The 26,723-nt window shown below is 59.5% G+C and carries 23 protein-coding genes; 13 read left to right on the top strand and 10 right to left on the bottom strand.

Annotated elements, in window-relative coordinates; all coding sequences use genetic code 11:
* Positions 1-89: 89 nt before the first annotated feature.
* On the top strand, positions 90-557 hold the full coding sequence (locus tag G9X64_RS28455; protein ID WP_171377850.1) for an OsmC family protein: 468 nt from the start codon (positions 90-92) through the stop codon (positions 555-557).
* Positions 558-606: 49 nt separating this feature from the next.
* Here the strand turns inward: G9X64_RS28455 and G9X64_RS28450 are convergent, their stop codons facing one another.
* The 3 genes from G9X64_RS28450 to G9X64_RS28440 form a co-directional block, all read right to left on the bottom strand.
* Entirely contained in the window at positions 607-1,269 is a 663-nt protein-coding gene (locus G9X64_RS28450; protein WP_168311906.1) for an imm11 family protein, read from the bottom strand.
* 100 nt (positions 1,270-1,369) lie between these two features.
* Positions 1,370-2,041 (bottom strand): DsbA family oxidoreductase, encoded by a 672-nt coding sequence (locus G9X64_RS28445; protein ID WP_168311907.1) that lies wholly within the window; start codon positions 2,039-2,041, stop codon positions 1,370-1,372.
* Positions 2,042-2,108: 67 nt separating this feature from the next.
* A complete protein-coding gene (locus G9X64_RS28440) occupies positions 2,109-3,911 on the bottom strand; it encodes an extracellular solute-binding protein (protein WP_171377849.1) in 1,803 nt (600 codons plus the stop codon).
* A gap of 282 nt (positions 3,912-4,193) precedes the next feature.
* Between G9X64_RS28440 and G9X64_RS28435 the strand changes: the two genes are divergently transcribed.
* Positions 4,194-4,856, top strand: a complete 663-nt coding sequence (locus G9X64_RS28435; protein WP_168311909.1) for an invasion associated locus B family protein — start codon at positions 4,194-4,196, stop codon at positions 4,854-4,856.
* Positions 4,857-4,970: 114 nt separating this feature from the next.
* Here G9X64_RS28435 and hspQ read toward each other — a convergent pair whose 3' ends face one another.
* From hspQ to G9X64_RS28420, 3 genes are all read right to left on the bottom strand, one after another.
* Positions 4,971-5,300 carry a heat shock protein HspQ gene (gene hspQ / locus G9X64_RS28430; protein WP_003539613.1) on the bottom strand — a complete coding sequence of 110 codons (330 nt, stop codon included), beginning with the start codon at positions 5,298-5,300 and terminating at the stop codon, positions 4,971-4,973.
* Positions 5,301-5,458: 158 nt separating this feature from the next.
* Entirely contained in the window at positions 5,459-6,868 is a 1,410-nt protein-coding gene (gene glnA, locus G9X64_RS28425; protein WP_011651961.1) for a type I glutamate--ammonia ligase, read from the bottom strand.
* 78 nt (positions 6,869-6,946) lie between these two features.
* A complete protein-coding gene (locus tag G9X64_RS28420) occupies positions 6,947-7,285 on the bottom strand; it encodes a P-II family nitrogen regulator (RefSeq protein ID WP_003539626.1) in 339 nt (112 codons plus the stop codon).
* A 343-nt stretch (positions 7,286-7,628) separates the two neighbouring features.
* On the opposite strand from G9X64_RS28420, the gene G9X64_RS28415 reads away from it, so the two are divergent.
* The 4 genes from G9X64_RS28415 (at position 7,629) to G9X64_RS28400 (ending at position 13,532) form a co-directional block, all read left to right on the top strand.
* Positions 7,629-9,101, top strand: coding sequence for an NAD(P)H-hydrate dehydratase (locus G9X64_RS28415; protein ID WP_168311946.1), 1,473 nt, complete (start codon positions 7,629-7,631; stop codon positions 9,099-9,101).
* Between the two features lie 354 nt (positions 9,102-9,455).
* The gene (pstS, locus tag G9X64_RS28410; protein ID WP_171377848.1) at positions 9,456-10,547 is read left to right on the top strand and encodes a phosphate ABC transporter substrate-binding protein PstS; all 1,092 of its coding nucleotides are present in this window, start codon (positions 9,456-9,458) and stop codon (positions 10,545-10,547) included.
* 117 nt (positions 10,548-10,664) lie between these two features.
* Positions 10,665-12,398, top strand: coding sequence for a Na/Pi cotransporter family protein (locus G9X64_RS28405; RefSeq protein ID WP_168311911.1), 1,734 nt, complete (start codon positions 10,665-10,667; stop codon positions 12,396-12,398).
* A gap of 114 nt (positions 12,399-12,512) precedes the next feature.
* Positions 12,513-13,532: a DUF808 domain-containing protein gene (locus tag G9X64_RS28400; protein WP_171377847.1), complete on the top strand. Its 1,020-nt coding sequence runs from the start codon at positions 12,513-12,515 to the stop codon at positions 13,530-13,532.
* 27 nt (positions 13,533-13,559) lie between these two features.
* Here the strand turns inward: G9X64_RS28400 and G9X64_RS28395 are convergent, their stop codons facing one another.
* The 4 genes from G9X64_RS28395 to uvrA form a co-directional block, all read right to left on the bottom strand.
* On the bottom strand, positions 13,560-14,525 hold the full coding sequence (locus G9X64_RS28395; protein ID WP_168311913.1) for a magnesium and cobalt transport protein CorA: 966 nt from the start codon (positions 14,523-14,525) through the stop codon (positions 13,560-13,562).
* A gap of 101 nt (positions 14,526-14,626) precedes the next feature.
* Entirely contained in the window at positions 14,627-15,433 is an 807-nt protein-coding gene (locus G9X64_RS28390) for a DUF72 domain-containing protein (RefSeq protein ID WP_168311914.1), read from the bottom strand.
* A gap of 24 nt (positions 15,434-15,457) precedes the next feature.
* Positions 15,458-15,919 carry a GNAT family N-acetyltransferase gene (locus tag G9X64_RS28385; RefSeq protein WP_168311915.1) on the bottom strand — a complete coding sequence of 154 codons (462 nt, stop codon included), beginning with the start codon at positions 15,917-15,919 and terminating at the stop codon, positions 15,458-15,460.
* On the bottom strand, positions 15,916-18,837 hold the full coding sequence (uvrA, locus tag G9X64_RS28380; protein WP_168311916.1) for an excinuclease ABC subunit UvrA: 2,922 nt from the start codon (positions 18,835-18,837) through the stop codon (positions 15,916-15,918). The genes G9X64_RS28385 and uvrA overlap by 4 nt, the downstream gene beginning before the upstream one ends.
* A gap of 283 nt (positions 18,838-19,120) precedes the next feature.
* Here uvrA and G9X64_RS28375 point away from each other — a divergent pair, with 283 nt between their 5' ends.
* From G9X64_RS28375 to G9X64_RS28345, 7 genes are all read left to right on the top strand, one after another.
* Positions 19,121-19,627 carry a single-stranded DNA-binding protein gene (locus tag G9X64_RS28375; protein ID WP_168311917.1) on the top strand — a complete coding sequence of 169 codons (507 nt, stop codon included), beginning with the start codon at positions 19,121-19,123 and terminating at the stop codon, positions 19,625-19,627.
* Between the two features lie 375 nt (positions 19,628-20,002).
* A complete protein-coding gene (locus G9X64_RS28370; RefSeq protein ID WP_171377846.1) occupies positions 20,003-21,214 on the top strand; it encodes a tyrosine-type recombinase/integrase in 1,212 nt (403 codons plus the stop codon).
* Positions 21,214-22,728: a site-specific integrase gene (locus G9X64_RS28365; RefSeq protein ID WP_171377845.1), complete on the top strand. Its 1,515-nt coding sequence runs from the start codon at positions 21,214-21,216 to the stop codon at positions 22,726-22,728. Before G9X64_RS28370 ends, G9X64_RS28365 begins: the two co-directional genes overlap by 1 nt.
* Before the next feature lie 4 nt (positions 22,729-22,732).
* Positions 22,733-24,832 carry a hypothetical protein gene (locus tag G9X64_RS28360; RefSeq protein ID WP_171377844.1) on the top strand — a complete coding sequence of 700 codons (2,100 nt, stop codon included), beginning with the start codon at positions 22,733-22,735 and terminating at the stop codon, positions 24,830-24,832.
* A 2-nt stretch (positions 24,833-24,834) separates the two neighbouring features.
* Positions 24,835-25,263, top strand: a complete 429-nt coding sequence (locus G9X64_RS28355; protein WP_171377843.1) for a hypothetical protein — start codon at positions 24,835-24,837, stop codon at positions 25,261-25,263.
* Positions 25,260-25,646, top strand: a complete 387-nt coding sequence (locus tag G9X64_RS28350) for a hypothetical protein (RefSeq protein WP_171377842.1) — start codon at positions 25,260-25,262, stop codon at positions 25,644-25,646. The genes G9X64_RS28355 and G9X64_RS28350 overlap by 4 nt, the downstream gene beginning before the upstream one ends.
* A complete protein-coding gene (locus tag G9X64_RS28345) occupies positions 25,643-26,722 on the top strand; it encodes an AAA family ATPase (protein ID WP_171377841.1) in 1,080 nt (359 codons plus the stop codon). The genes G9X64_RS28350 and G9X64_RS28345 overlap by 4 nt, the downstream gene beginning before the upstream one ends.
* Position 26,723: the final 1 nt, after the last annotated feature.

Raw genomic sequence — 26,723 nt, 5'->3', positions numbered from 1 at the left:
CAGCCATCACTCTTGAAAATGGTCTGGGTGATCGCGCCGCGATTACCCCATGTTTTGCGTCCGGAATTGCGTAAAAAGAGGAGAGGGTGGTGGCGAAATACGGCGCAACGATCGCCTGGCACCGCAACGGCGAGACCTTCACCGACAACCGCTACAGCCGCGCCCACCGCTGGACCTTTGACGGCGGCATCGAGGTGAGGGCGTCCTCTTCCGCGCATGTCGTCCCGCTGCCCTATTCGGCCGAGGATGCCGTTGATCCGGAAGAGGCTTTCGTCGCCTCGCTCTCCAGCTGCCATATGCTCTGGTTCCTGTCGATCGCCGCCAAACAGGGCTTTCGCGTCGACAGCTACACCGATGCCGCCGAGGGCATCATGGAGAAGAATGCCGAGGGCCGCCTTGCCATGACCGTCGTGACGCTACGTCCGCATGTCGTCTTCAGCGGCGAAAAACAGCCCTCACTCAGCGAACTCGAAGCTCTGCATCATCGCGCCCACGACGAATGTTTCATCGCCAATTCGGTGAAGACCGAGGTGCGCTGCGTTCCGGTTCTGGGCTGAGCGGGGCCGTTGTCAGGTACGAAACCTTCCAACTTCGTTTTACAGCGACTCAGATTGTGCTCTTCACCGAAGCGTCTCCGCTATTTTGGTAAAAGCCAACTTGTTGGAAAGCAGTGCCTCTAATACCTCTGTCTTTGCATATGTTCTTGAATGTTTGATCGCAAAAAAATGGGCCAGCATATTCAACCAAGCGAAACACGTGCGCGCTGTTGAGGACACTCGGCAGAAAACACCAGTCAGCTCCGCCCGATATCATATAGCCGCCCCATCTAGTGACGCGAATTAAAGGGGAGTTCTCGACATCCACTGCCTCGCGGTATGAATCAACAACGCTGCACTGCCAGATTCTCGGACCGGTTTTTCCGTTCGAAAACTCGGTCTCGCAAAGCAGGTATTCACATGACTTTGGAGCGAACTCCTCAAGCAAGCTCTTCATTTTGTCGGAGATGAAAAGGAAATACTCCACAGCATAAATATCTTGGACCTTCCGCTTTGGATCAAAGATCAGCTTTGGCGTTTCAGCATATTCGGGTATTTGCCACGGGCCGCGCGGCAAATCGAGCATGCTATCCGGCCATGGAGTTCGGCTGTAATTCAGGCCGAGGTAGCCACTATCTGGCAGCAGCCTGTCCCGGTTTGCGAACTCCCAGCCATAATTTCCATTTGAATCAAGTACATAAATTCCCTGAGGTTTCGCTCTGGCGCCACTCATGCTTCATTCCAAGGCGTGCTTGAAAATATAAACGGTATAGCTGGCTCTCTCGGACAGCTTTACCGCGGCTGTTCGACCTCGATCCGCATGGCCGTCGGCGTCAGTTGAGGCCTGATCGTGCCTCGGCCTTCGCCTTGGCGATATCACGTAGCGCGTTCGCCAGCACGTCGGGCGTTTGCGCGCCGCTGACGGCATATTGCTGATCGAAGATGAAGAACGGCACGCCGTTGACGCCCATCTCCTGCGCCGCCTTGATCTCGGCGACGATCAGATCGCGATCGGCATCGGAGGCAAGCAGCGAGGCGATGACCGAGCGGTCGAGGCCGGCTATCTCGGCGATATCGAGCAGCACCGCATGGTCACCGACATTGCGGCCTTCCTCGAAATTCGCCTTGAACAGCGCGGCAACGACCTTGTCCTGCTTCTCGCGGCCTTCGATCATCGCCCAGTGGATCAGCCGATGCGCATCGAGCGTGTTCGGGCCGATCTTGATCGCTTCGAAATCGAAGGCGATGCCGACCTCGCGGCCATAATCAGTGAGCATCTTGTGCGCCTGCGCCACGCGCTCTTCGCCGCCGAGCTTCTCCGCCAGCGCCTTCTTCTGGTCGACGCCTTCCTTGGGGTAGTCGGGGTTGAGCCGGTACGGCCGCCAGTTGATGTCGACGCCGATCTCGTCCTGCACCTCGGCGATGGCGAGCTCCAGCCGCGCCTTGCCGAGATAGCACCAGGGGCAAACGACATCCGAGACGACGTCGATGGTGATACGCTCCATGATGATTTTCCTTATTCTGTGCGTCTTCCCAGGGAGACATTCAAAGCCGGGGTGGTTCGGCTGCTTCTTATTGGGCGCTCGTATCCCACCATAGCGGCAGCTGGTAGCCGTAGAGCGGCACCGTGTCGGGATGGCCGATACGCTTGCTGCGCGCCACCCATTGCTGACCCATATGATAGAGCGGCAGCACGTAGTGGCTGGACAGCAGCAGCCGGTCGTAGGAGCGCACCGCCGCGGTGAAATCCTCGGCCGAGCGCGCCCGGAGCAGGTGATCGATCAACGTATCGAGATCGGGGTCGGCAGCGCCCGCGAAACTGTCGCTGCCTTCGCGGGTCTTGGCGGCCGAAGACCAGCGGCCGAGCTGTTCATTTCCAGGCGATAGCGAGGACGTGTAGGACTTCATGATCATGTCGTAATCGAAGCTGTTCGTCCGGCTCTGATACTGCGAATCGTCGACTGTGCGAATCGAAGCGGCGATGCCGATCGTCTGCAGCGAACGCTGATAGGCGACCGCGAGCTTCTCCTGGTCGGCATTCTGCGTCATGATCTCGAAGGCGAGCTGGCGGCCGGAGGCATCGAGCATCTTGCCGCCCTGGATCGTATAGCCGCCCTGTTTCAGCTGCTCGACGGCCTGTTTCAGCACATTGCGGTCGCGGCCGGAACCGTCGGTGACCGGCAGCTTGTAGGTGCCGTCGAGAATCTCCGGCGCAATTTTGTTCTTGATCGGCCCCAGCAGGGCAAGCTCGGCTGCATTGGCGGGGACCCCGAAACTCGACAGCTCGGAATTCTGCCAGAAGCTCTGGGTGCGCTTGTAGGCGCCGGAATAAAGGTTCCTGTTCGCCCATTCGAAGTCGAACACCAGCGACAGGCCCTCACGCACCTTCGGATCGGCAAAGATCGGCCGGCGCGTGTTGAACACGAAGCCGAGCATACCGCTCGGCAATTTCGGCGAGAACACGTCTTTGACCACAGCCCCCGAGGTGACGGCGGGGAAATTATAGGCATTGGCCCAATGGCCGGGATTGCCGTCGGGATAGATGTCGACATCGCCCTTCTTGAAGGCCTCGAACAGCGTCGTGTCCTGCAGGAAATACTGGACGGTGATTTGGTCGTAATTGTCGGTGCCGACCTTGGCGGGAATGTCCTTGCCCCAGTAATTCGGATCGCGCTCATAGGTGATGCTCTCGCCGGGCTTCACCGTCTTCACCTTGTAGGGACCGGAGCCGACCGGCGGCGTCAGCGACGAACGGTCGAAGGTTTCAGGATCGATCGCATGTTTCGGCAGCACCGGGAACAGGCCGAAGATCAGCGGCGTCTCGCGGTCGGCCTTGTCGTTGAAGGTGAAACGCACGCTGCGCTCGCCGACCTTCTCCATCTTGGCGACGGCGTTGAGGCGGTTGGCGAAGGGCACGCGGCCCTTGTCGCGCATCAGCTCGAAGGTGAACATCACGTCTTCGGGCGTCACCGGCTGGCCATCGGCCCATTTCGCCTTCGGATTGAGGTTGAACTGGATGAAGCTCCGGTCATCGTCCCATTCGACCGTTTCGGCCAGCAGGCCGTAGAGTGTGAAAGGCTCGTCCCTGGAGCGCTGCATCAGCGATTCGTAGACGAGATTGCCATAATCCGGATCCCACATGCCGCGCGCCGTCGTGCGCATACTCTTCAGGATGAACGGATTGAGGTTGTCGAAGGTGCCGACGACGCCGTAGGTGATCTTGCCGCCCTTTTTCACGTCGGGATTGACGTAAGGGAAGTGCTTGTAGTCCGGCGGCAAAGCCGGCTCGCCATGCATCGCGATGCCGTGCAGCGGCTTGGCAGCGACAGTGCCGCACAGCAGCGAGAGGACGAGGGGGACGACGATACGGAGCATTCGGCAATCCTTGATCCGTGAAACGGGCATGATTCAGGCCAAGATTATCATGGGGTCGACCAATTCCAACACAGAGCGGCGATTTCTTTGTCATCGCGACGAAATGCACCTCAAATTGCCAAAGAAATGCTGGATATCTTGCACGCTGCGATGTAACAGGTGAACCCGAAGTTTCGGGGTCATGCATTTGCCTTATTTTTTTAAGAGGTGGAGTGCCGAACGACCCGATGGTTGGGGCGGCAAGACGCTGCCCCGAACGCATATCAGGAGACGGAATTCGTTATGATGTTCAAGTCTGAAAAGAAAATGCGGGCAGCACTGTCCGTTCTGGCAGTGGTGTTCGGCGCTTCGGCTCCGGTCTCCTCCTTCGCGCAGAGCGCGGCGGCACCGGCTCCGGCCGATGCCCCGGCGCAGGCCGCAGGAGCGCCGAAGCTCGGCTGGTACAAAACCTGCAGCAAGCAGGAAGACAACGACATCTGTGTTGTCCAGAACCTGATCCTCGCCAATGGCGGCCAGCTCGTCACTGCCGTCGGCCTGATCTCGGTCTCGGGCAAGATCAACCGCAAGCTCCTGCAGGTCTCGGTTCCGACAGCGCGCCTCATTCCTCCCGGCATCATGATGCAGATCGACGGCGGCAAGGGCCAGAAGCTCGACTACGCCGTCTGCCTGCCGGACAAGTGCACCGCCGAAATTCCGCTGACCGACGCGATGATCGCCAGCCTCAAGAAGGGCAGCGACGTGATCTTCACCTCGATCAACTTCCGCCGCGCCCCGAACCCGATCAAGATCTCGCTCGAAGGCTTCACCGGCGCCTATGACGGCGAACCGGTTTCCGAAAATAAGCTTGCCGAAAGCCAGCGCAGCCTGCAGGAAGGCATGCAGAAGAAGGCGGAGGAAGCCCGCAAGAAGCTGGAAGATGCCCAGAAGGCAGCCAAGGCGCAGTAATCCTGCTACCTTCTTTGAAACAGAAACCCGGCTTCGCGCCGGGTTTTTTGTTGCGCAAAGAAAAGGCCTCGCCGGGAGAAGCGAGGCCTTGATTAAACGATCGGCACGAGTGACTTAGTGGGCGAAGCTCATCTTGGGTTTGAACTGCCCTGACGGGGCCTGATCGAAAATCTGGTAGATCTGTGGGTTGCGAAGCGGCGTGCCGCTTTCGTCGTTCATCAGGTTCTGCTCGGAGACGTAGGCGACATATTCGCTTTCGTCATTCTCGGCGAGCAGGTGATAGAAGGGCTGGTCCCTGCTCGGGCGCACTTCGGCCGGAATGGAATTCCACCATTCCTCCGTATTCGCGAACTCCGGATCAACGTCGAAGATGACGCCGCGAAACGGAAAAACCTTGTGCCGAACCACTTCGCCGATACTGAACTTTGCTACTCTTTCTTTCATGGTACGACTTCCTTTCATCACCAAATTTGGTGATTGGTGTCGCGCAAATCAAGATTTTTGCGCGAGTTCGTCACATGAACGTCACATCCTCCTGCTGGCGTCCATGACCCGGGAGGTGAAAGCCCCGGCGAACCGGGGCTTTCGGTCTTCGCGGCCGATCAGGCCGAATAGTACATGTCGTATTCGACCGGATGCGGCGTCATTTCGAAACGCATCACCTCAGCCATCTTCAGCTCGATGAAGGCATCGATCTGGTCGTCGTCGAAAACACCGCCGGCCGTCAGGAACTTGCGATCCTTGTCGAGGCTTTCAAGCGCTTCGCGCAACGAGCCGCAGACGGTCGGGATCTTCTTCAATTCCTTCGGCGGCAGGTCGTAGAGATCCTTGTCCATGGCCTTGCCGGGATGGATCTTGTTCTTGATGCCGTCGAGACCGGCCATCAGCATGGCGGCAAAGGCGAGATAGGGGTTGGCGGTCGGATCCGGGAAGCGGACCTCGACGCGCTTGGCCTTCGGGTTCGAGCCGAACGGAATGCGGCAGGAAGCCGAGCGGTTGCGGGCCGAATAGGCAAGCAGTACAGGGGCTTCGTAACCCGGGACGAGACGCTTATAGGAGTTCGTCGACGGATTGGTGAAGGCGTTGATCGCCTTGGCATGCTTGATGATGCCGCCGATGTAGAACAGGCAGCTCTCGGAAAGGCCGGCATATTCGTCGCCGGCAAAGGTCGGCTTGCCACCCTTCCAGATCGATTGGTGCACATGCATGCCCGAGCCATTGTCGCCGAAGATCGGCTTCGGCATGAAGGTCGCCGTCTTGCCGTAGGCGTTGGCCACCTGGTGCACGACATATTTGTAGATCTGCATCTTGTCGGCGTTGCGCACCAGCGTATCGAATTTGATGCCGAGTTCGTGCTGGGCGGCCGCGACTTCATGGTGATGCTTTTCGACGACGACGCCCATTTCGGAGAGCACCGTCAACATTTCCGAACGCATATCCTGGGCGCTGTCGACGGGGGGGACCGGGAAATAGCCGCCCTTGACGCGCGGGCGATGGCCAAGGTTGCCGGTCTCGTAATCGGTATCGTCGTTCGACGGCAGTTCGGTCGAATCGAGCTTGAAGCCGGTATTGTAGGGATCGGCCTTGTACTTGACGTCGTCGAAGACGAAGAATTCGGCTTCCGGGCCGACGAAGACCGTATCGCCGATGCCGGATGCCTTGAGGTAGGCTTCGGCCTTCTTGGCGGTGCCGCGCGGATCGCGGTTATAGGCTTCGCCGGAAACCGGATCGAGGATGTCGCAGACGATGACCATGGTCGACTGAGCGAAAAACGGGTCCATATGCACCGTTTCCGTATCGGGCATCAGCACCATGTCGGACTCGTTGATGGCCTTCCAGCCGCCGATTGAGGAGCCGTCGAACATCACGCCGTCGGCGAACATGTCCTCATCGACGCAGACAACGTCCATCGTCACATGCTGCAGCTTGCCCTTTGGGTCGGTGAAACGCAGATCGACGAACTTTACGTCGTTCTCCTTGATCTGCTTCAGAATTTCGCTTGCGGTCGCCATTAATGAGTTTCCTCCGATTTGCGATGACGGTGTAGGTCGGCGATGACGGTAACGGACTTTGCGCGATTGGCAAAGTGGTCAGATGGCATCGATGCCGGTCTCGCCGGTGCGGATGCGGATAACCTCTTCGACGTTGGAGACGAAGATCTTTCCATCGCCGATGCGGCCGGTCTGCGCCGCCTTGCGGATCGCATCGATAACGGCCTCCGCATTCTCGTCGGCCAACACGACCTCGACTTTGACCTTCGGCAGGAAATCGACGACGTATTCAGCTCCGCGGTAGAGTTCCGTGTGGCCCTTCTGACGGCCGAAACCCTTGGCTTCCGTGACCGTGATACCCTGCAGGCCAACTTCCTGAAGGGCTTCCTTCACTTCGTCCAGCTTGAAAGGCTTAATGATCGCTTCGATCTTTTTCATGAGAAAATGTCTCTCCGCTTCTCTTGTTATGGCAGGAACTTTCCCGCTCGCCGGGTATGATGCAGATATCGTGCCAGTTTGAAATCCATCCTATCGAAAAAAGACGTCGATTCGGTCAAAACGCGAGCGTTTGCGGGGAATTCTACGTGGTTTTGGTGACGGACAGGTGGAAAAGCGTTGCCCCCCGATCAAAATCCCACTCGAAACTGAAAAAGTCAGGTATTTTCGCAATCGCGAAAGTACCTCACGTGAGGATTAAAAATTAGGCATATGCCTAAATTGCGTCCTTCTCTTTCCTGTTTCAGCCGGTTGTTTTTTAGGCGTTTTTTGATTGAATAGGATGATGACCAAACATCTGTCCGACCTTCTTCTCACGCCTGCTGAAATGGCCGCCGTCGATGCAGCCGCTGCTGCGTCCGGCATCGACTCCTTCGGCCTGATGGAGAGGGCGGGTGCTGCGGTCGCAGCCGCTGCTCTGCGCCTTCATCCCGGAGCGTTGCGCTTCGTCGTCGCCGGCGGACCCGGCAACAATGGCGGCGACGCTTATGTCGCAGCACGTCATCTACAGCAGAGCGGGGCGAGGGTGGCGCTCTTCCACCTTGGCAATCCCTCCAGGCTGAAGGGCGATGCCGCCCGCGCCCGCATCGGCTGCGCATTGGAGGGACAGGAACTTGATCTCTATCGGCCGGAAACCGGCGACGTCGTTATCGATGGCCTGTTCGGGGCGGGGCTTGGCCGCGCGGTGCCGACCGATGTGCAGGCGCTGATCGAGCGCGTCACCGAGGCCGGTATTCCCGTGCTCGCCATCGATCTGCCCTCCGGCCTCGATGGTCGCACCGGCAAGGTGCTGGGTGCCGCCTTCCGGGCCCGCAACACCATCACCTTCATGACCCGCAAACCCGGCCATCTGCTGATGCCGGGCAGGGAGCTTTGCGGTGAATTGGAGGTCTTCGACATCGGTATCCCCGCCCGCATCATCCGCGCCGAGGCAAGCGGTCTCATCGCCGAGAACACGCCGGATGCCTGGAAGGGTGCGCTGCCGGCCGAGCAACTGGAAACCCACAAATACAAGCGCGGTCATCTGGTCGTCTTCTCAGGTGAGGCCGACAAGACGGGTGCAGCGCGCATGTCGGCGATCTCGGGCCTGAAGGCCGGCGCCGGCCTGGTGACGATCGCCGCCCCCCGCGCCGCGATGGTTGCCAATGCCGCGCATCTGACCGCCGTCATGCTGCATGCCATCGAAGACGAGGCCGACCTCGGCGACTGGCTCTCCGACAGGCGGCTGCAGACCTTCGTCCTTGGCCCCGGTTTCGGTATCGGCGCCAAGGCGCGCGGCTTCGTCTCGGCCCTTGCCGATCGCAATCTGGTGCTCGATGCCGACGGCATCTCCTCGTTCAAGGATGATCCGCAGCAGCTGTTTGATCTTTTCCGGGGTGAGCCGCGTCTGGTGCTAACACCGCACGAGGGCGAATTCGCGCGGCTTTTTCCCGATATCGCCGGCGACGATGCGCTCGGTAAGGTGGATAAGGCTGTGGCCGCCGCCCGCCGCGCCAATGCCGTGATCATTTACAAAGGCGCCGATACTGTCATCGCCGCGACTGATGGACGTGCGCTCATCAATACCAATGCCCCGGTCTGGCTTGCCACCGCCGGTTCCGGCGACGTGCTTGCCGGCATCATCGGCGGCTTGCTCGCCCAGGGCCTACCGGCCTTCGAGGCCGCCGCTGCCGGCGTCTGGCTGCACGGCGAGGCCGGCCAACGCGCCGGCAAAGGGCTGACGGCGGAGGAGCTTGCAGCCAAGGTATTGCCGCTTTAGCGCCGTTGCATCCTCTTGCACCTCGAAAGCAGAAGTTAATCCGCACCGTCCCCAACATGTCTGGCCGTGGCGCAGGCTGGGTTGTTTTACCATTATAAATGCGGCCGATGTGTCAGTTGAGTGACGGTTTTATTTCAGAGTTTTAAAGCGACATCGATCAGCGAAAGATGTCCCGCGTCGAGAATCAGCAATCCGCAAAACTAAACTGTCATTAAAATGTAAATGAATGGAAATACTTAATGGTGTCAGGAATTCCTGTCGGCTGGAACACGGGGTCGTACGCCGGGTCCTGAGCTGATCTGGTTTGAATTCTGATCGAAGTGCGCAGTGAACGGTTGCAAGGGGGAAGCGCTGATGGAACGTTTTTTTCGGCAAGTGCACAGAGTGACGAGCGCCGCCGCCTGCTTTGCCGGACTTGCGGCAGTCGTCGGTTCACTGTCCATCGCTCCTGCAGCCACGGCCGAGCCCATTCGTGGCGCCGGCTCCACATTCGCGGCACCCATCATCGCGAAATGGGCAGAGATCTACGAGAAGGCGCGGATGGATGACGGCGACTTCAGCTCACCCGACTGGACCGTAGACTACGAGCTCGTCGGTTCGCTGGCAGGTCTGATGCGCCTTGATCAGCCGGAGCTGGATTTCGCTGCGACCGATGTGCCTGTCTCCCACGATGAGCTTTTGAAGCATGGCCGCCAGCAGTTTCCGATCGTGCTCGGCAGCGTGGCGATTGCCGTCAATCTTGACGGTATCGGCAAGGGGCGTATCAACCTGACTGGCCCGCTGCTTGCGAATATCTATCTCGGCAAGATCCAGTCATGGGCCGATCCTGCCATCAAGGCGATCAACCGGGAGATCAGCCTTCCCGATCAGAAAATCAGCCCGGTTACCCGCAAGGACGGATCAGGCACCACCTTCATGTTCACCGAATTCCTGTCCTCGGCAAGCCCGGAATGGAAGGTGGCACATGGCGCGGATACGCTGATCGCCTGGCCTGTGGGGACGAGTGTCGAGGGAACCGGAGATCTCATTCGCGCGGTGCAGGCAACCAAGGGGGCGATCGCCTATGCCGATTTTGGCCAGGTCGAGCGTGCAAACCTGCCCTATGCCGCTGTTCAGAACAAATCCGGCCAGTTCGTAAAACCGGGACCGGATGGCGTGCGGGCTGCGGCCAGCACCGCCTCATGGGATGAAGCGAAAGCTTTTTCGGTGTCGCTCACGGATCAACCGGGAGAGGCGGCCTATCCGATCAGCGGCGCGACATTTGCTGTCGTTCCCATGAAGGGACAGGCGCCCAATCGCTATCGCCGCGTGCATGATTTTTTCCGCCTGGCGTTCGAGACAGGCAGTAAGGACGCCGAGGCGCTGGGCTATGTGCATTTGCCGCCGCAGCTCGTCAGTCAGATCGTCAAATACTGGCTGAAGCAGGATGCATCCGCGAGCCAGTAATTCGTTCGCGCATGATACGCGGTCGGGACATCCCCGACCGTATGAAATCGGGCATATGAGTGAGGCGCGGGGGCGCCGTTGAAGCGCGCCATTTTGGCGCCAAGGGGGTAAGGCATAATGAACATCGACATTTTCAAGGATATTCTTGTGCCCGTTATCGGCGGGCTGGGGATATTCATGCTCGGTCTGGAGTTCATGTCGAACGGCATCCAGGCACTCTCCGTCAACAAGATGCGCGCATTTCTCGCGAGAGCCGCAGGCACGCCGATCAAGGGCGTCATCGCGGGAACGCTCATCACCGGTGTCATCCAGTCATCGACGGCAATGACGGTCATGGTCGTCGGCCTCGTCAATGCCGGCGTTGTCGGATTGCGTCCGGCGATCAGCGTCATCATGGGCGCCAACATCGGGACGACGCTCGGAAACGGCCTGATCGCCTTGCCGCTGGGTCCCCTTGGCCTGATCTTTGCGGGCGTTTTTTCGCTGGTCTACTGCTTTGCCAAGAGCGAGCGGATCCGCAACGTCGCGCTTGCCTGCATGGGCTTCGCGCTGATTTTCTACGGTCTCAATCTGATGACCGGCGGCCTCCGGCCGCTGCGCAACATACCGGAGGTCATGGACGTTCTGTCGACGCTGACCGCTGACTCCTATTATAATCTGATCAAATGCGTGCTGATCGCCGCCGGCGTCACCGCGATGATCCACTCCTCGTCGGCGACGATCGGTATCGTCATGGGGCTCGGTGCGGCCGGTGTCCTTGACTGGACGACGGCGGTTGCCTTCTCGCTGGGTGCGGATCTCGGAACCACGATCACCTCCTGGATTGCCTCGCTCAATCTGTCGAAGAACGCCAAACGCGCTGCCTATGCCCATATGTCCTTCAACATTATCGGCGTCTGCATCACGGTGCCCTTGTTCTTCGTCTCGATCGACGTTCTGGCATGGGCGATGCAGTGGTTCGGCGGCGATCCCGGCGTTCCGGTCGTGGTTGAGGGCAAAGAGACATTTCCGCTGGTTCCGGTCGCTGTCGGTCTCTATTCGACCTTCTTCAACGTCTTCAACACGGCGCTGCTGTTTCCCTTCGTCAGCGTCTTCGAACGTGTCTTGTCGCGCATCGGCCGTATCGACGCCGAGGATGTGGAAGATTATTCGACGCCGAAATTCCTCGACCGCAGGCTCACAAGCGACTTCGCGCGGGCCGTTCCGGCCGTCCAGCAGGAGACCGCGCGTCATCTGCAGGCCGGCGCGATGTTCCTGGATATTGCCCGGTCCGCCAAGTCGGCTCCATCGGATCCGGGCGAACATTATCTCGCCACCGATATCCTTAGCCGTGACATTCGCGATTATACCGCATCGCTGATGAAGGAGGATCTGCCTTACGAGCAACTCGATCTGGTTGCCAGCCTGATCGAGGAGGCGGATTTCACCGCTGCGTTGACGGAATCGATGCATCAGGTCGCGCGGCGCGTGAAGCGTGAAAAATTCAGCGAACCCGCTTTGGCGATCGTCAATCTGGCACTGAGCAAGCTCGATGCCTCTCTGCAGGATATCATGCCCGACTATGGCGTGGTTCGTCCCTCCATGCCGGCCGGCCATGTCAGCCTTCCCAATGTCACCGAACTGCGGGAACAGACGCTGGCACTTGGCCCGAATGCCGGTGCGGCCGAACGCGGCACGATCCTGGCGCTTCTCGGCTCGGTCGAGCGCGCGGAGATCCTGATCCGCCGCATTGACGAGGAGCGCAAATCCGTGAACCGCCAGAGCGTTTTGTCACGGGTTTCGCAGAAACGGGAACGAAAGGCACGTCCTCCGCTGGACGAGGGCGGCTTGAGCCCGATGCCGGCTGAATAACGGCCATTGTCGTCGTGATCCTTGCGTGGCATCTTCCCGCCAGAGGATGCCACTTTTCGTTGATTGGTTTTCCGTTTTTCACTGCGTAAGTCTGTCTTCCCGACGGAGGCTCGAATGAGTGTTGGCCTGATCGCCCTTCTTGATGATATCGCGGCTTTGGCCAAGGTGGCTGCGGCATCGCTCGACGATATTGCCGGCCAGGCAGCCAAGGCCGGCGCGAAAGCGGCCGGCGTCGTCATTGATGATGCGGCAGTCACACCCCGCTACGTCACCGGATTTTCGGCGGCACGCGAATTGCCGATCATCGGCAAGATCACGCTCGGCTCATTGAAGAACAAGCTTCTGATCCTGCTTCCCGCGGCGCTGATCCTGAGCCTTGTCGCACCGCAGGCGATCACACCGCTGCTGATGATCGGCGGACTTTATCTCTGCTACGAGGGTGTGGAAAAAGTCTACGCACTGGTGCTGCCGCATGCAGCTCACGCCCATGAAACGGCACTCGAGACGACAAGCCTCGATGCCAAATCGGTAGAAGACCAAAAGGTCGCCGGTGCCATCAAGACGGATTTCATCCTGTCGGCCGAAATCATGGCGATTACGCTCGCCGCGGTGCCGTCCGGCAGCATGTTCACGCAGGCCCTCATCCTTGCCGTTGTTGGACTGGGCATCACGGTCTTGGTCTATGGCGGCGTGGCGCTTATCGTGAAGGCCGATGATCTCGGTCTGATGCTGGCACGTGTGCGGACGGCATCTGCGATGGGCGCCTTCTCGCGTGCGATCGGAAAGGGGCTTGTCACAGGCATGCCCTATTTTCTGAAAGTGCTCGGCATCGTCGGAACGGCCGCGATGATCTGGGTCGGCGGCGGCATCATCGTTCACGGCCTCGAAGCCTATGGTATCGGCGGCCCTGCACATCTGATCCATGATGCCGGCGAGGCGACGGCACACGCCATTCCCGTTCTGCCATCCGTCCTGCGCTGGATCGTCGAGGCCGCGGGAGCGGGCATCGTCGGTATCGTCGCCGGCTTGATCGCAATTCCGGTCGCAGGCTACGCCGTCTCGCCGATATGGCGGTACCTCAAATCGCTCCTGCCGCACCGCCGGAAAGAGGCGTTGGCGGAGGGGAAGAAATGAAGCCCGAGTCCGTCGACGAGCAAGGCGTCATATCCAGCGGGCGCGCTTGAAACGGATGAAAAGTGCGATGCACATGACGGCGATGACTGCCAAAACGACAAAATAGCCGTAGCTGGTTTTCAGCTCGGGCATATTGTCGAAATTCATGCCGTAAATGCCGGCGATCGCCGTCGGAACGGCGAGAATGGCAGCCCAGGCCGCCAGCTGCCGTGTGATTGTGCCCTGTCTTTGCTGTTCAATCAGATTGCTCGCTTCGAAAACCGATGTGATCACGTCGCGCAAGCTTGCAACCATCGTCTCGACACGGTGCATGTGCTGAAGCGCATCGCGGAAATAGGGCTTCGCTTCCTTGTCAAGCGACGGCAGGTCGAGATGGTAGAGCTTGCCGCAAAGGTCCAGCATCGCATCCAGCACCCGCTGAAACAGAATGACTTCCCGGCGCAACTTGAAAATGCGGGCGATCTGGTTGCGGTCGAGAAAGGCATCGAGCATTTTTCGTTCCATCTCGAGAACGGAATCCTCGATCGTGCGGACAATGGGAAGATAGCCGTCGATAATGAAATCGAGAATGGCATGCAGAATGTAGTCGGTGCCATGGCAGAGCGTCTGCGGCGATGTCTCCAGCCGGCCGCGCAGCTCTCCGTGCCCGCGCTCCGACCCATTGCGGACGGTGATGATATAGCGCTTGCCGACGAAAATTGCGGTTTCCCCGTAGGTGATATGGTCCCCCTCGAGCTGTGCCGTCTTTGCGATGACGAACAGCTGGTCGTCATAAACGCTGAGCTTCGGCATCTGCAGGGAACTGAGCGCATCGGCGATCGAGAGTTCGTGAAGGCCAAAACGGCCTTGCAGCAGCAGGAGCTCGTCCCGGCTAGGCTTGTGCAGGCCGATCCAGATGAATTCGTTGTCCACCGCCGGAATGGCGGCAGCCTCGAAAGGGACTGCCTCGACCCGGCGTCCGTCGCGATAGAGATAGGATGCGGCAACGCTCATGCGGGCTCCCGGGTTACCACGCTCATGATGCCCTCATGCAACGCGTGACTGACGATGTGATACCCACAAGGTCACGATCCTTTTGTGACTATCGACCCCGCCTATTTCGCCAACGCTTGCTGCAGGGCGATCGCCCCATGCGGCGCATTGACCTTGCCTTCATGGATCATGAAGGCGAAGACGTCGCGTGGCTCGACCTTCACTTTGCGATCTCCATCGATCAGCGGCAGGTCGTCGGGAATTTTGCCCTCGGCCCAGGTCTCCAGTCGGTCTGCCCAGGCCTTCAGGTCCTTTTCTGGATAGCAGGTCGGGATGTCGTCTGATCCCTTCTGCAGCCTGGCATAGACGAAGTCGGCCGTCACGTCGGCGATCATCGGATATTCGAAATGTTCGGCACAGACCGGCGCCACGCCGTATTTCGCAAGCAGCACCACGAACTCCGGCACCTTGAAGGAATCGTGCCGCACTTCGACCACGTGGCGGAGCGGCAGTCCGTCCTGTTTTGCCGGCAGCAGTTTCAGGAAGGCTTCGAAATCCTCCGCATCGAATTTCTTCGTCGGCGCGAATTGCCAGAGCAGCGGCCCGAGATGATCGCCGAGTTCGCTGATGCCCGATGACAGGAACCGCTCCATCGATTCACCGGCTTCGGCAAGCACCCGTCGATTGGTGACGAAACGCGTCGCCTTCAGCGAAAAGATGAAACCGTCGGGCACGTCAGCCGCCCATTTGGCGAAGACCGCAGGCTTCTGCGTGCTGTAATAGGTGCCGTTGACCTCGATGACCCTCAGCTGGCGGCTGGCATAATTCAGCTCGTCCTTCTGTTTCAGGTCATCGGGAAAGAAATGTCCGCGCCAGGGCTCGAACGTCCAGCCGCCGATGCCGGTGCGGATAGTGCCGGATTTCGTCATGTCGTCCTCCCCATTCGCAGCCGCTCAGGCCGCATTGATCTCTTTCGTCATATCGACGAGCGTCCATCCTGGCCGATAAGGGTTCGGCCGGCGACCCGTTTCCTGAAACCCGAAGGCGCTGTAGAGCGCGATATTCCGCTCCATCCGCGCATTCGTGTAGAGCCGGATCTCCGGCACGGCCCATTCCCGCGCCTTGCCTTCCAGCCAGCGCAGCATCGCCAGCCCATGCCCGGCACCCTGAAAACCCGGCGAGACCGCGATGCTGAACAGCATGAGGTGATCGGAATGCTGCTCGACGACCATAAGGCCCGCCGTTTGCCCGTCGATCTCGCAGAGCCAGACTTCACCGCGTTCGATCCGCGGCGTGTAATCCTCCGTCACCGGCATCGGCGGAGCGCCGAAGAGTTCGCTATAGGGCTGATAAGCGGCTGACGTCAGCGTCGCGATCGTTTCCAGATCATCGGGCGACGCTGGCCTCATCGTCATTCCGCCGCAACCGCCTTCTTCGCCGGCCGCCGTTCCAGCAATTCCTTCAGGAACTGTCCGGTATAGGACCGCTTTTCCTTGACGATCGCTTCGGGCGTGCCGGTCGCGACGATCTCGCCGCCGCCGTCGCCGCCTTCGGGGCCGAAATCGAGCACCCAATCGGCCGTCTTGATGACTTCGAGATTGTGTTCGATCACCACCACCGAATTGCCCTGGTTGACCAGTTCGTGCAGCATTTCGAGCAGCTTGGCGACGTCGTGGAAATGCAGGCCGGTCGTCGGTTCATCGAGAATGTAGAGCGTGCGCCCCGTCGAGCGTTTCGACAGCTCCTTGGCAAGCTTGACGCGCTGTGCCTCGCCGCCCGAGAGCGTATTCGCCTGCTGGCCGACCTTGATATAACCGAGACCGACATCCTTCAGCGCTTGCAGCTTGTCGCGCACCGCAGGCACCGCCGCGAAGAAATCGACGCCTTCCTCCACCGTCATGTCGAGCACGTCGGCGATTGACCTCTGCTTGAAGGTGACGTCGAGTGTCTCGCGATTGTAGCGCTTGCCGTGGCAGACGTCGCAGGTGACGTAGACATCGGGCAGGAAGTGCATCTCGATCTTGATGACGCCGTCGCCCTGGCAGGCTTCGCAGCGTCCACCCTTGACGTTGAAGGAGAAGCGACCCGGCTGGTAGCCGCGTGCCTTCGCCTCCGGTAGACCGGCAAACCAGTCGCGGATCGGCGTGAATGCGCCGGTATAGGTCGCCGGGTTCGAGCGCGGCGTGCGGCCGATTGGCGACTGGTCGATATCGATCACCTTGTCGATATGCTCGAAGCCGTCGATACGGTCGTGATCGGCCGGGTTTTCACGCGCGCCCATGACGCGGCGCGCGGCCGATTTATAGAGCGTCTCGATCAGGAAGGTGGATTTGCCGCCGCCGGAAACGCCGGTCACCGCCGTGAACACCCCGAGCGGGATCGACGCCGTGACGTTCTTCAGATTGTTGCCGCGCGCGCCGACCACCTTGATCTCGCGGCCCTTCTTCGGCTTGCGGCGTTCGTCGGGAACGGGAACGCCGAGTTCGCCGGAGAGATATTTGCCGGTCAGCGACTTCGGATTGGCCATGATATCCTGCGGCGTGCCATGGGCGATGACCTGGCCGCCGTGAATGCCGGCCGCCGGGCCGATATCGACCACATCGTCGGCCGACAGGATCGCATCCTCGTCATGTTCGACGACAATGACGGTGTTGCCGATGTCGCGCAGGTGCTTTAGCGTGTCGAGCAGCCGGGCATTGTCGCGCTGATGCAGGCCGATCGACGGTTCGTCGAGCACGTAAAGCACGCCCGTCAGACCCGAACCGATCTGCGAGGCGAGCCGGATGCGCTGACTCTCGCCGCCCGACAATGTGCCGGAATTGCGCGACAGGCTGAGATATTCCAGGCCGACATCATTGAGGAAGCGCAGCCGGTCGCGGATTTCCTTGAGGATGCGCACGGCGATCTCGTTCTGCTTGGCATTGAAGCTTGCCGGCAGCGTCTCGAACCAGTCGCGGGCGACGCGGATCGACATACCGGTCACTTCGCCGATATGCAGCGTGGCGATCTTCACCGCTAAGGCCTCGGGCTTCAGGCGGAAGCCGTTGCAGGAAGGGCAGGGGGCCGCCGACATGAAGCGCTCGATGTCTTCGCGCGCCCAGGCAGAATCGGTCTCCTTCCACCGCCGCTCGAGATTGGTGATGATGCCCTCGAAATTCTTCTGCGTCGTGTAGGAGCGGGCGCCGTCGGCGTAGTGGAATTCGATCTTGTCGTTGGTGCCGTTGAGGATGACGTCCTTGGCCTCGTCGGAAAGATCGTTCCAGCGGGTGCCTAGCTTGAAGCCGTAATGTTTGCCCAGCGCTTCCAGCGTCTGATTGTAATAGGGCGAGGTCGACTTGGCCCAGGGCGCGATCGCCCCGTCGCGCAGCGTCCGCTCGGGCTCGGGCACGATCAGGTCCGGATCAATCTTCTGCTGGGCGCCGAGACCATCGCAGGCCGGGCAGGCGCCGAAGGGATTGTTGAAGGAGAACAGACGCGGCTCGATCTCGGGAATGGTGAAGCCGGAGACCGGGCAGGCGAACTTCTCCGAAAACAGCACGCGTTCATGGGTCTCGTTCAGCGATTTGTTGGCCGAGCCACCGGCCGACGTCTCTTCCGCCGGCAGCGGCTTGTCGGCGAATTCGGCGACCGCCAGCCCGTCGGCGAGCTTCAGGCAGGTTTCGAGACTGTCCGCCAGGCGCGCAGAGACATCCGAGCGCACGACGATGCGGTCGACCACCACGTCGATATCGTGCTTGTATTTCTTGTCGAGCACCGGGGCCTCGGCGATCTCGTAGAACTGGCCGTCCACCTTGACGCGCTGGAAGCCTTTCTTCATCAGCTCCGCCAGTTCCTTCTTGTATTCGCCCTTGCGCCCGCGCACGAGCGGCGCAAGAATATAAAGACGGGTGCCCTCGCCGAAATCGAGGATGCGGTCGACCATCTGGCTGACGGTCTGGCTCTCGATCGGCAGGCCGGTCGCCGGCGAATAGGGAACGCCGACGCGGGCAAAGAGCAGGCGCATGTAGTCGTAGATCTCGGTGACGGTGCCGACCGTCGAGCGCGGATTGCGCGAGGTGGTCTTCTGCTCGATCGAGATCGCCGGCGACAGCCCGTCGATCTGGTCGACGTCGGGCTTCTGCATCATTTCGAGGAACTGGCGGGCATAGGCCGACAGGCTCTCGACATAGCGCCGCTGGCCCTCGGCATAGATCGTGTCGAAGGCGAGCGAGGATTTGCCGGAACCCGACAGCCCGGTCATGACGATCAGCTTGTTACGCGGCAGATCGAGATCGATGCTCTTGAGATTATGCTCGCGCGCGCCGCGGATGGAGATCGTCTTCAGTTCGCTCATCGTCTCTGCTTTGGTTTTCTGGATGACAGCCCTTATTTAGTGATGCCGACGGGCGAGTCGAGGCTGAATATCCGCAAGGGCTCAAGGTTTTCGATTCTGTTGACAGGATCATACGGATAAATTAGAACAAATAAAGAACAAAGTTCCTGATGGATGCATGCGGCTTTCTGATGGATAAACATGTGGATTAAATGCCGCCCATGCGCATCGGCGGTCCGTGATGGTTTAAGGTGCGCCGATCGATTAAACGCCGCCGGGCAGGGCGGCAGGCAGGGTGAGAAGCATGGCTGGTAGTGTGAATAAGGTAATTCTGATTGGAAACGTCGGTGCAGACCCCGAAATCCGCCGCACTCAGGATGGCCGGCCGATCGCCAATCTTCGTATCGCGACCTCGGAGACCTGGCGCGATCGCAATTCCGGCGAGCGCCGTGAGAAGACCGAATGGCACACTGTCGTCGTCTTCAACGAGGGCCTCTGCAAGGTCGTCGAACAATATGTGAAGAAGGGCGCCAAGCTCTATATTGAAGGCCAGCTGCAGACCCGCAAGTGGCAGGACCAGCAGGGCCAGGATCGTTACAGCACGGAAGTGGTGTTGCAGGGGTTCGGTTCGACGCTGACGATGCTCGACGGCCGCGGTGAAGGCGGCGGCGCGAGCGGCCGTGGCAGTGCCGGTGGCGGCAACGATTATGGCGACGACTACGGCGCCCCGGCTCCCTCCTCCTCGCCGAGCCGCGGCGGTGGCGGCGGCAGCAACTTCTCGCGGGATCTCGACGATGATATCCCGTTTTAGCAGAGAATAGGTCAATTTTCGTTAACTAAGATGCCGCAAGTCGTTGTAAAATAACGACCTTGCGGTTTCTTTATGTTTGTCGCTCTGATGGGAATTTCATTTTAGGAAGAGAATTGGCACGACTGTAAACTTAGAGACCGCCGCGCAGTTGTGCGCCACCGCGCAGCCTTCGCCCTGGGGGCAGATCAGGAGAAAGTCCAGGTCGCAGAACAAGAAATATGTTGACCTCCATCGAAATTTCTCTTATGGAGAGATATTGACAGTCTGATTATACTTGGTAGCTTCCGTTAAGATTTTTAGCGGGAGCATTTGGTGTTGGCGACTTCAAGAAACCCCTACAGAATCCAATGGTCGATTTTTTCCTCCGGCGAGCGCATGCCGTTTCTCGTGCCCGCCGCTACCGGCGTGCCTTTCGAGGCCCCGACCTTCTGGGTCATGGCGAGCCGGCGGCCCCAGGGCCGTCAGCCTAACACGCTTTCGAACGAACTTCGGTGTCTCATGTACCTCTATCTTTGGGGCGACGCCCGCGGCGTGGACGTCGTGGAGCGCATCAGGGAAGGGGTATTCTTCTCCCTGACGGAGACGCTCGATATCGCGAACTACTGCGGCCGGTCCATGGTGGAGGCGATAAGGCAGGTCGAGGAGCGTTCGTTGAACGTGGTATCGCGGAGGAAGAGCGGCAAAGCGTTGGCAAAGGCCGCCCGGTCCCTCGAAAAAAGAAACCGGCTCTCTGCCGTCCGGTCGTTCATCGAGTTCACCAGTGCCGACGTGCTATCGACCCTGTCCCGGTGGCCGCAGCGTTGGCAGCAGTACAGCGCGGTCAGAGCCCATCAGCTAGAGCTGATCGACGGGCAGTTCCTGAAGATCTCCAAGCCAAACCGGGATGAGACGAGCCTGCCCGAGGGATTGGACCCTGCGGCGGTGAAGCGCCTTCGCGAGGTCATCGAGCCTGATCATCCGGACAACCCCTTCATGCCGAAAGTCCGCTTTCGGAACTACTTGATCGTCAGGCTCCTGCTCGATCTGGGGATGCGTCGAGGAGAGATGCTTGGCATTAAGATCGCCGACTTCGTTCCGGCGTCGAGGGGTACGATCACCATTCACCGCAGACCGAACGATCGTGATGATCCGAGGCGAAACAAACCCGCCTCGAAGACCGCCGCGCGAGTGTTGGAGCTGAGCGGTCGGCTGACAGAAATCGTTCATGAGTGGATCGTCGGACATCGGCGCCACATACCAGGCGCCCGTCGCAACCCCTACCTGATCGTGAGCACCCGCGACGGTGCGCCGATGTCCGAGTCAAACGTTAACAAGATCATGGAGACGCTTCGCGACCGCGTGGAGGGACTTCCGAAGGAGCTCGCGCCTCATCCGCTGCGGCATACTTGGAACGACAACTTCTCCGATCTCATGGATGAGAACAAAGTCTCTGCCGAAAACGAGATCAAGTGGCGCAAGCGGCTCATGGGATGGCGGAACGAAAATTCTGCGGCGTCATATGTTCGCCGGACCGTCCGCCGCCGCTCCAACGAGGCGTTTGCGGAGCTTCAGGACAAGTTCGCGATCGGAACGAAGGAGCAAGCGTGATGGAAATGACGCTCGTTGGAGCATTGGAGTCGCTACCGGAGCTCCCGCCCACAGCGGTGACAAAGGACGGCGTCGTATTCGATCCTCGTCCCGACGTTTGGCTTCTAGCCTCGCTCACCAAGAACCGCGTCGTCTTTGAGTTTGATCGATTGAACAACTTTTCTTCCGAAATGCGCCACAAGCTTAAGCTTGCGATGATTTGGAAGCTGGAGAACTCCTCGTTTAGTCACGCGCGAAACCAATATGAGAGGCTGGTTGCATTCTTTCACACTCAGTTCGCCAAGAGGAATGCTTACAGTGATACGATCTCTCTATCTGACATACTTAGTTATCGGGGGAACCTGACCACCACCACAGAGTGGAAACTGGGTGTTCTTCGCATTCTCCTCACCGACATGGAGAGCATGGGACTGGGTATCGCCTCTGCAGAAGCGCTCGATTACCTCCGGGACTCTACGATACGGGGGAACGTCAAGGGCACCTCGATCAGAACTCGTGACAACCACAAGGGGGCGTTCGGCGACATTGAGCTTCTGTCCATCCAGTCCGGTCTGAATGATGCCTACGCGAAGAACCTCGTAAGGCTGGACCACTTTGCAATGATCTGGTTATTCCTCGGGTATGGTCTTCGGCCGATACAGGTCGCGGCACTAAAGGAGAGCGATCTTGCCATCTACGAGGGCGACGGGGGCAAGTTTTACGCTCTTAGAATACCGCGAGCGAAGCAGAGCGGCGAGAAGGTACGGGGCTCTTTCAAGGTCAGATACTGTAGTAAGCAGATCGGTCAGCTTCTCGAAGAAGTCTTGAGTTACAACCGACGACTACGGGAACAGTCGGGCTTGGACGGGGACGACTGGCCGATGTTCATGTCGTCGGAAAGAGGCATCCTGCCGGGCCTGCGATATCACCATACGTCGTCGGAGATAGGCACGATCGTCAATGATATCACCGGTGCGTTGACAGGCCTTATCGCGAACACACGCAGGTTTCGCATCACGCTGGGCCAGCGTGCCGTGGACGATGGAAAAGACAAGTTTATCGTCGCAGAGATGCTCGACCATTCTGACACTCAGAACGTCAAGGTGTACTTCGAAGCCAGTCCAGCCATGGTCCTTAGGCTCGATCGACACCTTGCGATGGAAATGGCGCCGCTGGCTCAGGCGTTCGCGGGCGTCGTGGTCAACACGGAGGCCGAGGCATTGCGAGGTGGAGAACGGTCCAGCCGCATTTATGATCGCACGCTGATCGACAACGTCGCGGACCCGCTGGGCACTTGCGGGCAGATGAGTTTCTGCGGTCTCTCGGTTCCTTTTGCCTGCTACACCTGTCGTCACTTCCAGCCGTGGCTTGACGGTCCTCATGAAGCGTTCATGGCCGCCCTGATCGCCGACCGGAACCGGATGAAAGACGACGATCTGTCTCCTAAGATCTACGCCATCAGAGACAGAACCATTCTCGCGGTGGCCCAAGTGATCCAGCTCTGTTCGGCCGAACTGGAAGCAAGGAAGGCGTAACAGCGTGAACACAAATGTCGTCCCCCTCATATCGCCTGCCATCGTCCGACCGGCCGACGCCGTCGCGGAGTTCGTCCGCTTGGTACGCGAGGAAATCAACTCACTGATCCCGGCCGAACTTTGGGATCAAGATATCTGGCCGGTTGGGAGCAACTTCGCTACCAAAGGCCAGAACCGCAACAACCGCATACTCGCCTTCTACAACAGCTCGGCGACCATCTCGAACCAGCAGGAAGTTACGGGCGCCCCCCTTGATCCCGCCATCAAGGACTTCGCGAAAGCGTATCTTCGCTACTCCCATTCCGCGTCGCCGCTAAGCTACGAAAACACCCAAAAGCGACTGGACGCCCTTCAGTTCATAGAGGCTGCTTTTAGAAAATTGGGGCTGCACCCGGCGATCGAAGCGCTCAATGTCGTAGTTCTGAACGAAGCGGTGAACCTTGCGCGGCTAGGCGTCGGCGCGGGTCGGCACTACCAGTTCGCCATCTACATCCAGCAGGTCCACCGTTTTTGCATGGACCGTCATTACATCGACGCGCCCTTCCAGTGGCGGCACGGCGTCCGTAAGCCCAAGGACGCTAGCGAAGCCATCGGACAAGAGGCCCGTGATCGCCGCAATGAAAAGCTCCCAAGTCCCGAGGCGTTCCATGCGCTTGCCCACATATTCCGAACGGCGAATACGTTCATCGACCAATTGTACTCTGCCGTCTGCGCCGTCTGCGTCTCGATACCGATCCGTGCCCACGAGGTGCTTCAGCTTCGCCTTGATTGCGAAGTGCATGGTCAGGCGACGGACCCGGAGACGGGCGAGGTGCTGGAAACGTACGGTATCCGCGTCTGGCCTGGGAAAGGAAATCCGCCGCAGGTGAAGTGGGTTCCGACGGTGATGGTCTCCGTCGTTCAGAAGGCGGTTCAGCGCTTGCGCGAACTATGTTTGAACGCTCGCGAAGTGGCGTCCTGGTATGAGGAAAATGGAGATCAGCTTTGGCTGCCAGCACACCTTGAGCGCTATCGCGGCGAGGACAGGATACCGCTGGAAAGCTTCAACGAAGTGGTCGGTGTCAAAGGCATGAAGCCCATTCGTCTGTGGTTGCGTGCGAACAATATCGTCTGGACGCCGGAGTATGTCAGCATCTCGTCGCTAGCCAAAAAGCTCATTCCGCAGTTGCCGGGAGACTTTCCATACTACAACGGAGACCGAGACCAAAAATATTCTGAAACGCTCGTCGTGCTGCTTTACAACGAAGGTCATGCGCAGCGCGGAATATACCGCTCGCTCATAGAAAAAGCCACTGTGCAGTCCTTCGAGCACTGGCTGTCGGGTCACGACGGCGGCAAGAAGCCGAGTATCTTCAAGTCGATGGGATTTACGGAGAAGGACGGAAGCGACATCGAGATCACCACTCACTCCTTCCGGCACTGGCTCAATACGGTGGCCCAGTTAAAGGGGATGAGCGATCTCGACATCGCCAAATGGAGTGGGCGCGAGGTCGAACAGAACCCGGCCTATAATCACGTCACCGCTGAGGAAACACTCTCGCAGATCAGGGCGGCGGTCGATAACGGAAATGCAATCGGTCCGATGTTCGAGGCCGCAAAGATGCAGGGCGTCAATCTCCCGGTAGATCGGCGCGACTTCATCGACGCCCAGATTGGCTCGGCACTTGTTACGGACTCCGGCATCTGCGTGCATGACTACTCCCTTCTTCCCTGCCAGAGCCATGGCGACTGCCTCGGCTGCTCCGAGAACGTATTCGTGAAGGGCGACGCAAAGCACCGCGCGAAAATCGAAAAGCGGTTGGCTATGGCCGAGAAGCAACTCCAAGACGCGTTATGGGCTATGGGCGAAGAGTATTATGGTGCTGACCGTTGGGTCGCGACGCATGAAAGAGGCATCGCGCGGATGCGCCAGATGCTTTCGATCCACGACGATCCGACCATTCCGGACGGCACCATCATCAATTTGGCCCACGGAACGCTGGACAACGAAGTCGCAATGGCGGTCCGCGACCGCGGCGACGTGGCCGACGACGTTCCACTCAGAATCCCTGTCGAGATGGACGCCGCGCTGGATGAGGTTCTCTCTTCGATGTGGGAGGAGTGACGGTGGCGAAGGCGAGACTTACTGACAAGGAGATCGACCTAATCGTCGGAATGCTTGCCGGGTGGAAGGGTCGACTGAGCTGGGAGCTCGTGCTGCAGCGCGTGGAGGCGATGCTCGGGAGGACCTTCACCAGGCAGGGTTTGGACAAAAACGAGACCATCAGCATCGCCTTCGGACAAGCGAAGGACAGGCGCCGTAAGCTACCCAAAAAGGAAATCGAAGAGAGCGATCAACCACCGGAGCTGGCTGCTGCGGAGCGACGGGTAGAGGTGCTTAGGGCTGAGATCGCTGTGCTCAAATCTGAGCAGGAGAGGTTCCTGGAGAAGTTCGCTACATGGCTTTATAACGCACGAAGCCGAGGCATATCCGAGTTCGATCTTAACAGACCGCTTCCCGACGTCGACCGGGACGAGAGCGAGCGAAAGCGATGAGCATCAACTCTTTCCAGCAGGTCAGCGAGGAGAACTACGTCCGGCTCGAGGCTTACCTCGACCGGATGGGAAGCGCCGGGCTTAAGCTTCCAAGCAGGGGCGGGAAGGTCAACAAGACGGCTGTCGCCACCGCATGCGGCTTCAATCGCGAGACGTTCACTCAGAACAAGCGGTTCGATCGGCGTCTGGACCAGGCCGTCGCAGCCCTGGGACTTGACGGTCCATCGGCACCTGAGCCGCCGCGACGGGACGGAGCCGACAAGGCGCGTATCACGATTCTTGAGCAGCAGCTCGCCTCGCTACGTGGTGAGAACTACGAACTGCGGCGGAGGCTGGCGAGGTACGAGCATGCCACCGTGACAGGCAGGCGTGTGATCCCATGACGACAATGCCACGCGGCCGTCACATCGTGGAATTCCTCGCCTCTCGACCGGAGTTCGTCGGCGTAGGTAAGGCTACTGCCCAGCGCCTTTGGGAAAGGTTCGGACTGGACTTCTATGCCATTCTTGGGGATGGCGACGTCCACCGCCTGTCGGAACTGCTCGACCGCAACCAGGCCGCAATCGTCGTCGAGGCCTGGCGCAATCAGCAGGCGCTCGCCGACTGTGTAGTCTTCTTCGACGAGCAGGGGATCGAGCTGAACGTCGCCCGTAAAGCTGTCGCCTTCTGGGGCGACGAGGCCGTCTTGAAGATGAAGGACAACCCTTACCGGCTGCTGACCGTATGCACATGGCCGCAGGTCGACAGGGTGGCGACGGCTTTGGGCGTCAGCGGGGGCGATCCCCGTAGGCTCGTTGCTGCTGTGGAGAGCATCCTTTACGACCGCCTCGACCGAAAACATACCTGGTGCGGCGGATCAGTTCTGGTGGGTCTCGTGGCGAGACGACTGTGCGTGTCTGAAGAAGATGCTTTGACGGCGGTGGAACTTGCTGTCTCCGACGGGGCGGCGATCCCTATTGACGGTGGTTTTCAACCTGCCGGCGCGGCCTACATGGAGAGGTTCATCGAAGCCCGGATCGACGCCCATGTCCGGCGCACCGTCGGCCATGACCTGTTCCTCGACGGCATTTGTTCCGAAGACGTCGCCAGCTTCCTCGCGAGGTTCGATCCATCAAGATCTCTGACGAACGAGCAATGCGATGCAGTCGGGATGGCTTTGCAGAACGCCTTCTCCCTCCTTATCGGCGGCGCCGGCGTAGGCAAGACCACTACGCTCCGAGCAATCAACGCAGGTGCCCGCCACTTCGGCATGAACGTCTATCAGCTCGCCATCGCTGGGCGGGCTGCGGGACGGATCGCCGAGGCGACGGGAAAGCCTGCACAGACCGTTGCGTCCTGGCTGAAGGGCGTCGCCGATGGGCGTATCGAGCTCGGTCGGCACACCCTCGTGGTAGTCGACGAGTGTTGTTTTCCACGCAGAACTGAGCCGGTTAGGCGCATAATTTCCATTGAGAATTGAG

Source organism: Rhizobium sophorae (assembly GCF_013087515.1).
Lineage (GTDB): Bacteria > Pseudomonadota > Alphaproteobacteria > Rhizobiales > Rhizobiaceae > Rhizobium > Rhizobium sophorae.
Note: the sequence above shows the minus strand (reverse complement) of the source record. Positions and strands in the feature narration are given on the sequence as shown.

Coding starts and splice junctions, on each gene's coding strand:
- G9X64_RS28450 (WP_168311906.1), bottom strand. CDS start 1,269: ATGAGTGGCGCCAGAGCGAAACCTCAGGGAATTTATGTACTTGATTCA.
- G9X64_RS28445 (WP_168311907.1), bottom strand. CDS start 2,041: ATGGAGCGTATCACCATCGACGTCGTCTCGGATGTCGTTTGCCCCTGG.
- G9X64_RS28440 (WP_171377849.1), bottom strand. CDS start 3,911: ATGCTCCGTATCGTCGTCCCCCTCGTCCTCTCGCTGCTGTGCGGCACT.
- G9X64_RS28435 (WP_168311909.1), top strand. CDS start 4,194: ATGATGTTCAAGTCTGAAAAGAAAATGCGGGCAGCACTGTCCGTTCTG.
- hspQ (WP_003539613.1), bottom strand. CDS start 5,300: ATGAAAGAAAGAGTAGCAAAGTTCAGTATCGGCGAAGTGGTTCGGCAC.
- glnA (WP_011651961.1), bottom strand. CDS start 6,868: ATGGCGACCGCAAGCGAAATTCTGAAGCAGATCAAGGAGAACGACGTA.
- G9X64_RS28420 (WP_003539626.1), bottom strand. CDS start 7,285: ATGAAAAAGATCGAAGCGATCATTAAGCCTTTCAAGCTGGACGAAGTG.
- G9X64_RS28415 (WP_168311946.1), top strand. CDS start 7,629: ATGACCAAACATCTGTCCGACCTTCTTCTCACGCCTGCTGAAATGGCC.
- pstS (WP_171377848.1), top strand. CDS start 9,456: ATGGAACGTTTTTTTCGGCAAGTGCACAGAGTGACGAGCGCCGCCGCC.
- G9X64_RS28405 (WP_168311911.1), top strand. CDS start 10,665: ATGAACATCGACATTTTCAAGGATATTCTTGTGCCCGTTATCGGCGGG.
- G9X64_RS28400 (WP_171377847.1), top strand. CDS start 12,513: ATGAGTGTTGGCCTGATCGCCCTTCTTGATGATATCGCGGCTTTGGCC.
- G9X64_RS28395 (WP_168311913.1), bottom strand. CDS start 14,525: ATGAGCGTTGCCGCATCCTATCTCTATCGCGACGGACGCCGGGTCGAG.
- G9X64_RS28390 (WP_168311914.1), bottom strand. CDS start 15,433: ATGACGAAATCCGGCACTATCCGCACCGGCATCGGCGGCTGGACGTTC.
- G9X64_RS28385 (WP_168311915.1), bottom strand. CDS start 15,919: ATGACGATGAGGCCAGCGTCGCCCGATGATCTGGAAACGATCGCGACG.
- uvrA (WP_168311916.1), bottom strand. CDS start 18,837: ATGAGCGAACTGAAGACGATCTCCATCCGCGGCGCGCGCGAGCATAAT.
- G9X64_RS28375 (WP_168311917.1), top strand. CDS start 19,121: ATGGCTGGTAGTGTGAATAAGGTAATTCTGATTGGAAACGTCGGTGCA.
- G9X64_RS28370 (WP_171377846.1), top strand. CDS start 20,003: ATGCCGTTTCTCGTGCCCGCCGCTACCGGCGTGCCTTTCGAGGCCCCG.
- G9X64_RS28365 (WP_171377845.1), top strand. CDS start 21,214: ATGGAAATGACGCTCGTTGGAGCATTGGAGTCGCTACCGGAGCTCCCG.
- G9X64_RS28350 (WP_171377842.1), top strand. CDS start 25,260: ATGAGCATCAACTCTTTCCAGCAGGTCAGCGAGGAGAACTACGTCCGG.
- G9X64_RS28345 (WP_171377841.1), top strand. CDS start 25,643: ATGACGACAATGCCACGCGGCCGTCACATCGTGGAATTCCTCGCCTCT.